This window comes from Dietzia alimentaria 72, assembly GCF_000226215.1.
GTDB classification, from domain to species: Bacteria; Actinomycetota; Actinomycetes; order Mycobacteriales; family Mycobacteriaceae; genus Dietzia; species Dietzia alimentaria.
Genome location: NZ_AGFF01000024.1, coordinates 87717 through 101441, shown reverse-complemented (window position 1 = coordinate 101441; position 13725 = coordinate 87717). Strand labels below are relative to the sequence as shown.

The 13725-nt window shown below is 67.1% G+C and carries 10 protein-coding genes and 2 tRNA genes; 8 read left to right on the top strand and 4 right to left on the bottom strand.

Going from position 1 to position 13725, the window contains the following annotated elements:
* Positions 1–3: 3 nt before the first annotated feature.
* Entirely contained in the window at positions 4–981 is a 978-nt protein-coding gene (locus ON04_RS12570; protein ID WP_010541977.1) for a hypothetical protein, read from the bottom strand.
* Positions 982–1095: 114 nt separating this feature from the next.
* On the opposite strand from ON04_RS12570, the gene ON04_RS12565 reads away from it, so the two are divergent.
* Positions 1096–1764 carry a M48 metallopeptidase family protein gene (locus ON04_RS12565; protein WP_238529323.1) on the top strand — a complete coding sequence of 223 codons (669 nt, stop codon included), beginning with the start codon at positions 1096–1098 and terminating at the stop codon, positions 1762–1764.
* Between the two features lie 29 nt (positions 1765–1793).
* On the opposite strand, the gene ON04_RS12560 is transcribed toward ON04_RS12565, so the two are convergent.
* Positions 1794–3176 carry a zinc-dependent metalloprotease gene (locus tag ON04_RS12560; RefSeq protein ID WP_010541975.1) on the bottom strand — a complete coding sequence of 461 codons (1383 nt, stop codon included), beginning with the start codon at positions 3174–3176 and terminating at the stop codon, positions 1794–1796.
* 79 nt (positions 3177–3255) lie between these two features.
* Between ON04_RS12560 and ON04_RS12555 the strand changes: the two genes are divergently transcribed.
* The 5 genes from ON04_RS12555 to ON04_RS12535 all read left to right on the top strand — a co-directional run bounded on the left by ON04_RS12555 (position 3256) and on the right by ON04_RS12535 (position 9662).
* Complete coding sequence (locus ON04_RS12555; RefSeq protein ID WP_010541974.1) at positions 3256–4317, top strand: YlbL family protein; 1062 nt, start codon at positions 3256–3258, stop codon at positions 4315–4317.
* A 66-nt stretch (positions 4318–4383) separates the two neighbouring features.
* Positions 4384–7452: a UPF0182 family protein gene (locus ON04_RS12550; RefSeq protein ID WP_010541973.1), complete on the top strand. Its 3069-nt coding sequence runs from the start codon at positions 4384–4386 to the stop codon at positions 7450–7452.
* A 208-nt stretch (positions 7453–7660) separates the two neighbouring features.
* A tRNA-Met gene (locus tag ON04_RS12545) sits at positions 7661–7737 on the top strand.
* 220 nt (positions 7738–7957) lie between these two features.
* Positions 7958–8031: transfer RNA gene (locus ON04_RS12540), tRNA-Met, on the top strand.
* Between the two features lie 416 nt (positions 8032–8447).
* The gene (locus tag ON04_RS12535) at positions 8448–9662 is read left to right on the top strand and encodes an NAD(P)-binding domain-containing protein (protein ID WP_010541972.1); all 1215 of its coding nucleotides are present in this window, start codon (positions 8448–8450) and stop codon (positions 9660–9662) included.
* Between the two features lie 43 nt (positions 9663–9705).
* Here ON04_RS12535 and ON04_RS12530 read toward each other — a convergent pair whose 3' ends face one another.
* Positions 9706–10833, bottom strand: a complete 1128-nt coding sequence (locus ON04_RS12530) for an acyl-CoA dehydrogenase family protein (protein ID WP_050815358.1) — start codon at positions 10831–10833, stop codon at positions 9706–9708.
* 165 nt (positions 10834–10998) lie between these two features.
* Here ON04_RS12530 and ON04_RS12525 point away from each other — a divergent pair, with 165 nt between their 5' ends.
* Both ON04_RS12525 and ON04_RS12520 read left to right on the top strand, forming a co-directional pair.
* Complete coding sequence (locus ON04_RS12525; protein WP_010541970.1) at positions 10999–11613, top strand: TetR/AcrR family transcriptional regulator; 615 nt, start codon at positions 10999–11001, stop codon at positions 11611–11613.
* Between the two features lie 114 nt (positions 11614–11727).
* Positions 11728–12438, top strand: coding sequence for a chymotrypsin family serine protease (locus tag ON04_RS12520; RefSeq protein ID WP_010541969.1), 711 nt, complete (start codon positions 11728–11730; stop codon positions 12436–12438).
* Positions 12439–12519: 81 nt separating this feature from the next.
* Here ON04_RS12520 and ON04_RS12515 read toward each other — a convergent pair whose 3' ends face one another.
* Entirely contained in the window at positions 12520–13725 is a 1206-nt protein-coding gene (locus ON04_RS12515; protein WP_010541968.1) for an acyl-CoA dehydrogenase family protein, read from the bottom strand.

The following is a 13725-nucleotide window of genomic DNA, read 5'->3' as shown; positions in this document are numbered from 1 at the left end:
CAATCATGACAGAGGTCGGCGTTTTGCCGCGGCCCCGCAATTGCAATCGGGAACAGCCGGCCATTCGAGCCGGCGCCACAGACCCTCGGCCGGATTGATTTCGACGGTGGCGCCGATCGTCTGGAGAGTGCCCCCGTGGACGCGGGTAGCCGCGATTTCGGCGAGCACCAGGGCGGCACCCGCGGTGAGGGCGGGGACGCCGGCGTCTGGTGCGCGGTCGATGAGTTGAGCGGCGACGAACGGCCACCGAGGATCACGTCTGGCGCGGAAGAGGTCAGTGCAGCGAAGGCATGGCGTGACTCCCGGGACCACGGTGGGGCCCACCACTACGCGGCCGTCGCGAGAGTGCACGTGGAGGTGGGCCTGTCTGGTACGTGTTAACGCTGCGGTGACCACAGGGTCGACCGCCACCGTTCCGGCGAGGATCACCAGGTCGTTGGCGGGGCCATTCCGGTGCCAGGGTGGGCGGTCCGGATCGAGGGTCAGGCCGCGGTGGGGTCCGGTGGTGACCCTGCACCCGTTGACGGTGAGCGGTCCGCGGAGCACATCGGAAATCTGTCCGGACCCGAGGACATAGACGCGGCGTACGGGGTCAAGACTCGGCGTCGGTGCGGTGTCGGCGATGTCGGAGCCCGGTGTGTCGAGTTCAATGTGGCCGAGGTCGGCCAGTCGGATGAGGATCCGCGCCACCTGCGCCAATTCACCGGTGCTGACGCCAGCGCGCGCTGCGGCCCGGTCGAGGACGGCGCCCCCTTCGAGTCCGCTGAGAAGCGCGGCCAGACGATGCGGACCGCACGCTGCTGGAGCAGTAACCACTACGGCGCGGTCCGGTGCAAGTCCCACCTGCACCGATCGGCGGTCGCGGACCACCACCACGGTGCCCGGGCGAAGCGCCGCGCGAACCGACGGTGCCTGCGCGGCGACGGCGATACGGGGTTGTGGGACGGCGGGCGTCGTGGTGACTGGATTCACGATGCTCATATTGACATGCGGAATGTACTGGATCTGCCCCGTAATGCGGGTTATCCACAGGCGGTCGAGCCGCGCGGGTCCTGTGGAAAACCACTGTCGTCGCGGTCGTCTACGGTGGTCGACGTGCCGTCTTCTCCGCGACCTTCCGATGCTGCCGGATCGGGGCCCGATACCGTCTCCGACCTGCCCTCGAGTCCTGACGATCCACGGATCGAGGTGCGCCGTTCCCGACGCCGTAAGCGCACAGTGTCCGCGCGTCTGGAGGGGGAGACCGTAGTGGTGCTCATGCCGGCGGGGCTGCCGCGGGCCGAGGAGCGCCGCCTCATCGGCGACATGCTCACCCGTCTGGCGCGCTCGGGTCGTCGGACGAAGCGGGGGGCCTCCGACGACGACCTGATGCGTTTGGCCGACCAGTTGTCGAGGCGGTGGTTGGAGGGTCGGCCCCGACCGTCGTCAGTGCGGTGGGTGCCAGCTATGACCACCCGTTGGGCCTCGTGCTCGCCCGGCTCGGGGGAAATCCGGATCAGCGAGACGCTGCAGGAGGTTCCTGCCTACGTGCTGAACTACGTGCTGGTGCACGAGTTGGCGCACCTGATGGTACCGGGCGGGCATCCCCCCGAGTTCTGGGACGTTGTGCGCCGCTATCCGCGGACCGAGCGCGCAGTGGGCTACCTGGAGGCGTACTCACGCGTGCTGCGAAATGGTGCCGGTGAGCAGACTGGTGGTGGCGAGGGGCTCGGGGACCTGGTTCCGGGTTACGACGACAACGACGACGAGCCCGCTCAGCAATAGTCGGGCCCGCCGTCGCGGGGTATAGCGGATCAGGCGTCGTTGCTCGGGGTCCCGGATCCGCCTGTGTCACTGTCTCCTCCGGATTCGCGGAGGAACTTCTCGATCTCGTCAACGCCGCTGGAGTCGCCGGTCGATTCGTCCAGCAGTCGGTCGATCACGGCTGCGGGGTTCTCGAGGTCCTCTCCCACGGGGAGGAGGTCCGGGTGCTGCCACAGGCCGTCGCGGCCCTCTGCACCCACGGCTTCGCCGACACGGCGCCAGAGCTCGGAGGCTTCGCGGGCGAGGCGCGGACGTAGCTCGAGTCCGACCAGTGATGCGAAGGCCTGCTCGGCGGCACCACCTGCGGCGCGGCGTCGGAGCCACGTCTCGCGGAGTTTGTCGGCGCTGGGAAGTCGGTCCCCGACGGCAGCGGTGACCACGCAGTCGACCCAGCCCTCGACCAGTGCCAGCAGGGTTTCGAGGCGGCCGAGTGCGGCCTCGTTGACGTTGGTGACCTTGGGGCCGATCGCGCCGGCTCCGCCGGAGAGCATCTCCTGGAGTTTGGCGGGATCCTGCAGCACCGACGGATCGATCCCAACGGCGAACTCGTCCAGTCCCGACGTGTCCACGCGAATGCCGCGTGCGTACTCGTCGACGGTGGCCAGGAACCGTGCCCGCAGCCACGGAGCGCCAGCGAAGAGTCGTAGGTGAGCGGCCTCGCGTGCAGCGAGGAACACCACCACCTCCTGACGGGGTAGCTCCAGCTCGTCGGCGAATTCGTCGACCGCGGCCGGGGACAGGGCGGCCACGCCGTCGTCGCCGAACGGCAGTCCGACCTCGGAGGAGAACAAGACGGCTGGTGCGAGTTTGGCGAGGCCCTGCCCGAGCTGCAGGCCAAAACCCATGCCGCCCATCTGGCCGAGCATGCCCAGTAGTGGCCCGGCGAGCTGACGGGCCTCGTCGGGCATGGCGTCCATCGTGGCCGAGTTCATCTGCTCGGCCACCGGGTTGCAGAGCTTCTCCCAGGTGGGCAGCGATTGCTCGACCCACTGCTGGGGCGTCCAGACCTCGGTCCGGTGGACGCCACTGGGGAACACGGTGGTCTCGTCAAGCCAGAGTTCGGCGAGCCGAACGGACTCGACGGCGGCGGTGCGCGAAGAGTCGGTGATCACTGGGGTCCGGCCGAGTGACCGCAGTGCGATGGTCTTGGCCAACTGATAATTGACGGGACCCGAGGCGCCCGGGCCGGACATGGCGGACCCCATCGATCCGATCATCTGGCCGAACTGGGAGAGCATCTCGCCGAACTGCGAGGGGTCGAAGCCGCCGGCGCCGCCGAAGCCGCCGGGACCACCCGGGCCGCCCTGGCCACGGTCCCGGTCGTCATCGCGCCCGTCGTCGTCGGATGCGGAGAAACCGAAGGGCTGGTTCATGCCACAACGGTACAGCGTGCCGGGGTGTGGGGTCCGGCCGTGATCTCGTGCCTCGGGTGCGGCGACTACCCTTGCCTGCGTGAGTCGTCGCCTGGTCACCCTCATCGCCGCATTGGTCCCGGCCGTGCTGCTGCTCGTCCTGACGACAGCGGCCACCGTCCCGCTGGTGGCGATGGGCCCCGGGCCGACGTACGACACCCTCGGCGAGGTGGAGGTCGAGTCGGAGGAGGGGATCCCGGAGATCGTTCCAGTGATCGAAGTGACCGGCAGGGAAGCCGGCGAGACCACGGGTTCGCTGCGGATGACCACGGTGGCCGTCCGCGATCGGTTGACCTTGCTCGACGCCATGCGGTTCTGGCTGGATCCAGCGCAGGTGGTGATCCCCCGAGACCAGGTGTTCCCACCGGATCGCTCCCGCGACGAGGTGCAGGAATCCAATGCCGCCCAGATGGTGGGGTCGGAGAACTCGGCGGAAGCCGCGGCCTACCGCCATCTGGGAATTCCCATGCACGCCCGCGTTGAAGGTGTGGACCGCGACGGGGCCGCGGCGGGTCTGCTGCGCGTCGGCGACATCCTGAACTCCATTGACGGTACGGCGGTGGCTGATTCCACCGGGGTCGTAGAGCAGGTGGGCGAGCATCGGCCCGGCGACGAGGTCCGGATCGGATTCACCCGGGACGGCCGCGAGGAGACGGCGACCGCGACGTTGCGCTCCGCGGGACCGGACGGCGATCCTGAGCAAGGTCGACTGGGCATCCTGGTCGGCGACACCCCAGCGGACGGCACCGACGTTGAAATTCACGTCGACCCCGATGTGGGTGGTCCCTCCGCCGGACTCGTCCTTGCCATCGCGATCGTCGACACACTCTCGCCGGGCGAGGTGACGGGAGGGGCGGACGTGGCCGGTTCCGGCACGATCAGCGCGGACGGTACGGTCGGCCCCATCGGTGGGATTCGTCACAAGATACGGGCTGCCGGAGAGGTGGGGGCCGCGGAGTTTCTGGTCCCGTCGGCGAACTGTGCGGAGGCTGTGCAGGATCCTCCGGAGGGTCTCAGGCTCATCGAGGTCTCCACACTGGACGACGCGCTGGAGTCCCTGGAAACGGTCGCTTCAGGGGGCGAGCCACCGACCTGCGGCTGAGACGGAGCTTTTCCGTAAGGTGGAGCCCACGAGCATGTCCGCCCCAGCAGTGCAGGAGCTTCCCCGGTGTCCGTCCGCCCACCCGGCAATCCCCCCGGTTCGCCGATCGCGATCTCGCGTCGCGGTCGTGCCGTCGCCGCCGTCGTCGTCATCCTCATCGTTCTCATCCAGGTCGTGCCGAGGCTGAATTCGGCCTACACGGACTGGTTGTGGTTCCGAAGCGTCGATGCATCCAGCGTGTTCCGGACGGAGGTGTTGACGCGCCTCGGCCTCTTCTTCTTGGTAGCGGTCCTTGTAGGACTGGCGGTAGCCGCCGGTGTCCTGCTCGCCTACCGCTATCGACCGGTCTTCCTGACTCAACCGGGGGTATCGGACGCTCTCGCCCGTTACCGGGCCGCGATGGGTTCCTCTCCGATCCGAACCGTGATCTGGATACCTATCGTGCTGGGTATCCTCGCCGGATCGATCGCCCAGACCGGCTGGCGGCAGGTCCTGGCCTTCTTCAACTCCACTCCGTTCGGACAATCAGATCCGCAGTTCGGTCTGGATATCTCCTTCTACGCGTTCGACCTGCCACTGTGGCGCTCCGTCGTCACCTGGACGATGGTGGCGATTGTGCTGGCGTTCATTGCCAACCTGGTCACCCACTACCTGTTCGGCGGGCTGCGCCCCGGTGCGCGGGAGGGTGCGCTGACGCGCGCCGCAAGGATTCAGCTGGTCAGCCTCGCCGGGCTGTTCGTGCTGGCCAAGGCCGCCGCCTACTGGCTGGATCGATACGAGCTCCTCTTTCGGGAGAACGCCACGTTCACGGGCGCTAGCTACACCGATGTCAATGCGGTCATCCCCGCCAAGATTTTCATGTTCTCGGTGGCCCTGGTGTGCGCGGTGGCGTTCTTCTCCGCGATCGTCATCAAGGACCTGCGGATTCCCGCCCTGGCCACCGTGCTGCTGCTGTTCTCGGCCCTTGTGGTGGGCTCGGCGTGGCCACTCGCCGTGGAGCAGTTCTCGGTCAAGCCCAACCGTGCGGAGAAAGAGCGCGAGTACATCGCCCGCAATATCGAGGCGACGCGTGCTGCGTACGACATCGGCGACGACAGGGTGACCTATATCGACAACTGGGGCGCCGCCAGCCCTACACCCAAGGAAGCCGCGACCGACACCACAACGTTGTCGAACGTCCGGATCCTGGACCCCAACGTCCTGTCGCCCACGTTCACGCAGCTGCAACAGCTGCGCAACTTCTACGGGTTCCCCGAGACACTGAGCCTCGACCGCTACACGATCGACGGCGAGATGCAGGACTTCCTGGTCGCTGCCCGCGAACTCAACCCGCAGTCATTGCAGGCCAATCAGCGTGACTGGATCAACCGTCACACCGTCTACACGCACGGAAACGGTTTCGTGGCGGCACCGGCCAACCGGGTCAACGAGATCGCCGACGACGCGGGCTCGGACCGTGGCGGTCTGCCTAATTTCCAGGTGTCGGATCTAGAGGCGATCAAGACCGACCAGGAGATGATGATTCCGGTTACCGAGCCGCGCGTGTACTTCGGTGAGCTCATCGCACAGTCGGACCCTGACTACGCGATCGTCGGGGAGAACGGCGACGGGCCGCGCGAGTACGACACCGACACGACCCAGTACACGTACGCGGGCGATGGAGGTGTGCCTATCGGTGGGTGGGTCAACCGCACTGCCTATGCGCTCAAATTTGCCGAGCGCAACATCCTGCTCTCGGGATTGATCGGTGACGACTCCAAGATCCTCTACGACCGCGACCCGCGTGACCGCGTGCAGAAGGTAGCGCCGTGGCTGACCACGGACACCACCACGTACCCGGCCGTGATCGACGGGCGTATCAAATGGATCGTGGACGGCTACACCACGCTGAAGACCTACCCGTACGCCGAGCTCAGCTCTCTGGAGGCCACCACCGCGGACTCGACGGACGAGCTCGGCGGCCGAGTGCAGGTGGATGAGGAGGTCTCGTACATCCGTAACTCCGTCAAGGCGACCGTGGATGCCTACGACGGCACAGTGGACCTCTACGCCTTCGACGAGTCGGACCCTGTGTTGCAGACGTGGATGAAGGCCCTGCCAGGCATCGTGCAGCCGCGTGACGCGATCTCGGAAGAGCTCGAGGAGCACCTGCGGTACCCGGAGGACTTGTTCAAGGTGCAGCGTGAGTTGCTTGCCAAGTACCAGGTCGACGATCCTGGCCAGTTCTTCACCAACGACGCGTTCTGGTCGGTGCCGTCCGACCCCACCGTCACCTCGCCGATCCAGACCCGGCAGGCTCCGCCCGCGGGTGGACCGGCTGGTGGGCCGGCCGGGGGTCCCGCAGGACCGCAGACTGCGAACCGTGCTCCGGTGGACGGCCCCAGCCAACCGCCCTACTACGTGATCGCTTCGGACCCGACTGATCCGGAGTCGGACACCCCGACGTTCCAGCTCATCTCTGCGTTCCGCGGGTACGAGCGGGAGTTCCTGTCGGCGCACATGTCGGCGAGCTCGGACCCGGATTCCTACGGCGACATCACGGTCCGTGTCCAGCGGCCGACAGAGCCGCTCTCACAGGGGCCGAACCAGGCGCAGGACGTCATGATTGCCTCCCCGGCGATCGCCGAGGACCGCCGACTCTGGGGTGAAACAGCGGAGATCACCGAGGGCAACCTGCTCGCCCTGCCATTGGCCGATGATTCGGTGCTTTACGTGGAGCCCATCTATACCCAGCGAAAGGACAACGAGTCGGCGTACCCCAGGCTGCTGCGGGTCATGGTGAGCTACGACCGCGCTGTCGGCTACGCCCCGACCCTGTACGAGGCGCTGCAACAGGTGGGCATCGAGACTGATCCCGACCTCGTCCGCATCGACGAAAGCGGCGAGGCCGAGACCAAGGCCAAGCAGGGGGTGGATCGACCGAGTTCCCAGGGGAGTTCCCCCCGGCCGTCCACGCCCGTAACCGGCGGAGGCGGCAGGAGCGAGGCGGAGCGTGGTGCAGCCATTGACGACATCAATTCTGCGCTGAACGCGGTTCGGTCTGCCCAGTCCGGGGATCTGGGCCAACTCGGAAAGGCACTCGAGGACCTGCAGTCCGCGGTCGACGCGTACCAGGCCCTCGGCGACGGCAACTGACGTCGCGTAACGGCTAGCCCGGGTCTGCCCTCCTCAAGTGGGCCGGCCCGGGTTTCGTCGTTGCGGACCCGAGGTTTTTGCTTCGATTTAACTGGGTTCAACTGGGGCATTTCGTCTTGCTGGGTGTCCGGGATCACATATCGAGTGTGTGGCGTCCACCGATTTGCATCGCCCGGCGTGCGGGCCGTAGTGTCATAGACGCAATCGACGCGGGGTGGAGCAGCTCGGTAGCTCGCTGGGCTCATAACCCAGAGGTCGCAGGTTCAAATCCTGTCCCCGCTACCACGCAACCAGGCTCGGTTCCCGCAGGGGGATCGAGCCTGAGTTGTTTTTGTCCGACCTGATTCGTCCATCGCTGCCGGGTGCCACGATCCGCAGGTGGTCGATTAGTGATGCGTCGCAGGCTTTGGTAACCTCGTAATCCCAAGGGCGATTGCGAAAGTGGTTAATTCTGCTGGCGTCCGGTGGTTCTTGGGATGATTGTCGTATTGCGACGGTCAGGCGACGCGGGGTGGAGCAGCTCGGTAGCTCGCTGGGCTCATAACCCAGAGGTCGCAGGTTCAAATCCTGTCCCCGCTACTACGCACCCAGGCCCGGTTCCCGAGAGGGAGTCGGGCCTGAGGTTATTCAGAGCGCGCCCGCCACCACGGCTATAGCCTGCTGCCCCCGCCCCGCAGACGACCCCCGCAGCTGCCACCCCATCCGCGCCGCCTGGAATCATCCTGCATCGATATATGCCGGCCGAATGACTTTGGGGGGCGCGGCTGCGGAAGCGGGCCGCTGCGGGGGCGGTGCGGCTGCGCGGCACGAGGGGCCTGCGAAACGGGCAACTACGCGGTAGACACGTACTCTGCGGACTGCGCGGCACCGGTCGGTGAATTCATGGCCCCGGGTGTGGGTCGCGAGTTCAGCCCGGACGTGTGGATCAGTGCATCGCACACGGTCCGTATGCCCCCAAGAGCCCGCCGCGGGCGCTGACAGCTGAGGAGCCCGCAGTGACCGATCGTTCCGAAAGCCGCGAGGTGAACGACGCAGACCGCGCCCGCACCCCCGTCCGCCAGGTCGACGTGCTGGTGATCGGCGCGGGCCAGGCGGGATTGTCGGCGGCCTACCACCTGCAACGGCGTGGCTTCGTTCCCGTTGACCGAGCTGAGGCGGGGGAGCGGACCTTCGTGGTACTCGACGGCGAGGATGGGCCCGGCGGTGCGTGGAGGCACCGCTGGGAGTCGCTCACCATGGCCACCGTCAACGGGATCTTCGAACTCCCCGGGATGGAGGTCCCGGACGTCGACCGCACCGCGCCCAGCCGTGAGGCACTGCCGAACTACTTTGCCAGCTACGAGGACCACTTCGACCTCGACGTCCACAGGCCGGTGCGGGTGAGATCGGTCAGCCACGCCGGGCACGGGCGGGCCGGATCGGTGCGGGAGCCCCTCGTCGTCGTCGCCGATTCCCGGCCCGGGGCCGCTACGGGCGGGGACGCCGACACCGACGGGGGCGAACGCGGCGAGACCGCGACGACAACGTGGGAGGCCGGGCACGTCATCAACGCCACCGGAACCTGGACCAGGCCGTTCTGGCCGTATTACCCGGGGCAGGAGACGTTCCGGGGCAGGCAGCTCCACGTGCACGACTACGTCCGCGCGGAGGACTTCGCGGGACAGCGGGTGGTGATCGTGGGCGCCGGCATTTCTGCGACCCAGTTGCTCGAGGAGATCTCACTCGTGGCCGACACATTCTGGGTGACCCGGCGTGAGATCAGATGGCGGACGGGGCCGGCGCCGGCCAACTTCTCCGCTGCGATCGACCGCGTGGCCGAGCGGACCCGGCAGGGGTTGCCGCCGGCGAGCGTCATCAGCGTGACCGGGCAGTTCCGCGGGCCCTGGATCGAACGGGCTGACGCGCGTGGAGTTCTGGTGCGCCACCCCATGTTCAGCAGCATCGAACCGGGTGGCGTCCGCATGCCCGATGGGCGGTTTGAACCCGCCGACGTGATCGTGTGGGCGACCGGCTTCCGGCCCGCCGTCGCCCACCTCGCGCCGCTCGGTCTGCGCACGCCCGAGGGCGGGATCCGGGTTGACGAGGGGCGGGCGCTCGACGAGCCGAGGTTGTTCCTGATCGGCTACGGTCCGTCCCAGTCGACAATCGGGGCAAACCGGGCCGGCCGTGCCGCCGTGATCGCGATCGTCGCCGACCTCAAGAAGAGTTAGAGGTCGACGACGACAACGTCATTGCCCGGAGCAGCGGTCAGGCTCAGAGGGTGCGCGAGATCAGTTCCTTCATGATCTCGTTGGTGCCGCCGTAGATTTTCTGCACCCGCGCTGAGGCGTACATGCGGGCGATCGGGTATTCGGTCATGAAGCCGTAACCACCGAAGACCTGCAGGCAGCGGTCGATGATCTCGCACTGCTTGTCGGTGCAGTAGTACTTGGCCATCGATGCGGTGGCGGGATCCAGCTCGCCCTCGAGGTGCAGGCCGATGCAGTGATCGAGCAGGGTGCGGGCTGCCAGCGTCTCGGTCTTGCACTCGGCCATCTCGAATCGCAGGTTCTGGAACTTGAGGATCGGCTTGCCGAACGCCTCGCGCTCCTTGGCGTAGTCGATCGCCAGCTGGACAGCGGTCTCGGCGGCGGCCACGGCGGTCACCGCGATGATGAGCCGCTCCTGGGGGAGTTGCTGCATGAGCTGGATGAAGCCCTGGTTCTCGCCTTCGGCGCCGCCGAGGATGTTGGCGGCGGGTACGCGCATGTCGTCGAAGAACAGCTCCATCGTGTCCTGGTACTTCAGACCGATCTTGTCGAGTTTGCGCCCGCGGTCGAAGCCCGGCAGGTCGGCGGTCTCGGCGACCAGCAGCGACAGGCCGGCCGCACCCTCGCCGCCCGTGCGGGCCACGATGACGAGCAGGTCGGCGTGCATGCCATTGGAGATGAAGGTTTTGGCGCCGTTGACCACGAAGTCGTCGCCGTCGCGGGCCGCGGTGGTCCGCAGGGCCTGCAGGTCGGAACCGGCACCCGGCTCGGTCATGGCGATCGCGCCGACCATCGCGCCGCTGGCCAGTTTGGGCAGCCAGCGCTGCTTCTGCTCTTCTGTCCCGTACTGCAGGATGTAGTGCGCCACGATCGTGCTGTGCACGGAGTTGCCCCAGCCGTCGTCCATCGCGCGGGTTTGCTCCTCTGCGATCACGGCCTCGTGGGCGAACGTTCCGCCACCGCCGCCGTACTCCTCGGGGATCGAGATGCACAGCAGGCCGGCGTCGCCCGCCTTGTTCCAGAACTCGCGGTCCACGGCGCCCTGCTCGGCCCACTTCTCAAGGTTGGGCTCGAGCTCCTTGGTCATGAACGCGCGGCTGTGCTCGCGGAGCGAGTCGAGATCTTCGGTCATCCAGGGTGACCGGAAGGGTGCGGTGTCGAACACGTGGCGACTCCAATGAAAGGGATTCGGGGCCGGTGAGGCCTTGACTCCGCCACTATACAACTGCATGGCATACGGTTGTATAGTGCGTGTGTAAACGGTGGCTGTCAGGCGTCTAACGAAGGAGTGGTGCCGGTGGATGGATCAGAAGCAGGGTCGGACGAGGCTGAACTCCGTCCTGCCGAGATCGATCTCACGGCCCGCGAGAGGATTCGCCGCGCCGCATTGCGGCTGTATGCCGAAGACGGCGAGGCCAGGGTCTCCATGCGGCGCGTGGCGGCCGAGGTCGGGGTGACCGTCGGACTCATCCAGCACCACTTCGGCACCAAGGAGGGACTGCGTCGCGCCGTTGACGCCATAGTCGTGGAGCAGGTGGTGGCAGCCCTGGCCACCGTCGGCCACGAAGGGAGCCCCGCCGAGGTGGTGGCGGCTCGTGACGCCGCCGTACGCCGGATGCTCGGTGAGAATCCCGTGATCGTGCGCTACCTCAACCGTTCCCTGATCGAACCGGACGGCAGAGGTGGCCCGCTACTCGACGCCATCGTGGATCTCACCGCCCGCGTGGTGGAGGGGCTGCGCACAGAGGGGCTGGCCTCCACGCGTACTTCGGAGAAGGTCCAGGTGGTCCGCACACTCATGGGGCAGGTGGGGGAGCTGTTTCTCGAACCGGTCGTCTCGGCCATCTGGGCAAAGGTCGACGGCGATCCCGAACAGCGTCCCATCATCCGGATCTCGGTGGAGAGTCGCTGAAACCCCGTGTAGGACTCACCGGGCCCGCACGTGGTGAGTGGTGCGTATCGGGCCCTACCGCTACGCTGGCGGTGCGTAAACTCGGGCACCGCCGTCCGGGTGGGAAGGACGCGCATGAGGTTCACCCGTTCGGCGAGGATCGTGGCAGCGGCCATCATGGCCGGTGCCACAGCACTCGTGGCACCCGCAGCGGCCCAGGCTGCAGTACCCGTCGGAGGGGGGACTGGAGTCCTCGTGGCGGGAGTGGCGGGATGCACCATCACGGCCGCTGGTCACGACTCGTCCGGCGCTCCTGTCGCGTTCACCGCGGCTCACTGTAGTGAAGCCGTAAACGCCCCGGTCGTTCTGCGCGGCAACGAGCGCGCTGGCGTGATCGGCACCATCGCCACCCGCAACGAGATCCTCGACTATTCGGTCATCCGCTTGGACCCGCGTGTCGCCGTGCCGGTCCGTCAGGCCGGCGTCACCGGCACCGGACCCGCTCCGCAGTTCGGAGACGTCGCCTGCAAAGACGGGCTCTCGACCGGACACACCTGCGGCGTCACCTGGCAGCGCGAAGGTCCTCGGTTCTGGATCCACGCATGCGCTGGCTACGGCGACTCCGGTGGTCCCGTGACCCGCGACGGCCGCCTGGTGGGGCTGCTCTCCGGAGGTCACATGCCGCCCGCCGCGGGCCCCGCCGGAAGCCTCGGGACGGTACTGCCGTCCTGCGTCCACCCCGCACAGGCGCCGGTGTTCCTGCCCGCGGTCAGCTACTCGTTCGACTCGATCGTGGACGACGCCACGGCGCGAAACTGGCCCGGACGCGGTTTCCAGATGGCCTGACCGTCCCATACGTCCTCAGTGGAAGAAGGGGCCCGGTACCGAATTCGGTACCGGGCCCCTTCTGCTGTGGGCGGAGTCAGCTCACTTGAGCTCCGCGCTCGACAGGTCCAGTACGCGACGGGCGATCACCAGCTGCTGGATCTGCTGGGTGCCCTCGAAAATGTCGAGGATCTTGGAGTCGCGCGACCACTTCTCGAGGAAGCTGCGCTCCGAGTAGCCGAGCGAGCCCGCGAGCTCGACGGCGCCGAGGGTGATGGCCGAACCGGAACGACCGGCCTTGGCCTTACACATCGACGCCTCCTTGGTGTTGGGCATCTTGTTGTCCGCCATCCAGGCGGCCTGGAGGGTCAGCAGGTAGGCGGACTCCCAGTCGGCCTCGAGCTCGAGGTATTTGGCCACCGCGGCTGACTGAGCGGTCGCGGGACGATCGTAGTCGATCTCCAAACCTGCCTCTTCGAGGAGTGCCCGGATCTCTTCGAGCGCGGCCCGGGCCACGCCCACGGCCATACCCGCCACGAGCGGACGCGTGTTGTCGAAGGTCTGCATGGCGCCGGCGAAGCCCTTGTCCACGCGGATCTCCGGATCACCCAGAAGGTTCTCCTTGGGTACGCGGCAGTCGTCAAACGTGATCTGTGCTGTGTCAGACGCGCGGATGCCGAGCTTGTGCTCGAGCCGGTCCACCGAGACTCCGGGGTGGTCCCGCGGTACGACGAATGACTTGATGGCCGCCCGTCCCTGGCTCTTGTCGAGGGTGGCCCACACGACGATGTGGTCGGCGCGCTGACCGGAGGTGACGTAGATCTTGGTGCCATTGAGCACGTACTCGTCGCCGTCGAGACGAGCGGTGGTCGACACGGCCGCAGAGTCGGAACCGAACTCCGGCTCGGTGATGGCCATCGAGGCCCACACCCGACTGAACCGCTCCATCTGCTCGTCGTTTGCCACGGCGGCGATCGCCGAGTTGCCCAGGCCCTGACGGGGGATCGAGAGGGTCAGGCCGACGTCGCCCCAGCAGGTCTCGATGATGTTGAGCAGCGACTTCATGTTGCCGCCGTTCTGGATGCCCTGGTGCTTGGAATCCTTACCGCGGCCCGTGGTGGCTCCGGAGGCCGCCTGGCCCGCGTCCTCCATGGCCTCGATCATGGCCTTGAGCGTGTCCAACTCGACGGGATACTCGTGCTCCGCGAGGTCGTACTTTCGGGAGACTGGGCGGAAGATCTGGGTGGCGACCTGACGGGCCTGGTTGGCGCCCGCCTGCAGTCGCTTGGGAAGTTCGAGATTGATCAT

Excerpts from the sequence above, each read along its gene's own strand:
- ON04_RS12570 (WP_010541977.1), bottom strand. The coding sequence starts at position 981 with ATGAGCATCGTGAATCCAGTCACCACGACGCCCGCCGTCCCACAACCC.
- ON04_RS12560 (WP_010541975.1), bottom strand. The coding sequence starts at position 3,176 with ATGAACCAGCCCTTCGGTTTCTCCGCATCCGACGACGACGGGCGCGAT.
- ON04_RS12530 (WP_050815358.1), bottom strand. The coding sequence starts at position 10,833 with ATGACCGAAGATCTCGACTCGCTCCGCGAGCACAGCCGCGCGTTCATG.
- ON04_RS12520 (WP_010541969.1), top strand. The coding sequence starts at position 11,728 with ATGAGGTTCACCCGTTCGGCGAGGATCGTGGCAGCGGCCATCATGGCC.
- ON04_RS12515 (WP_010541968.1), bottom strand. The coding sequence starts at position 13,725 with ATGATCAATCTCGAACTTCCCAAGCGACTGCAGGCGGGCGCCAACCAG.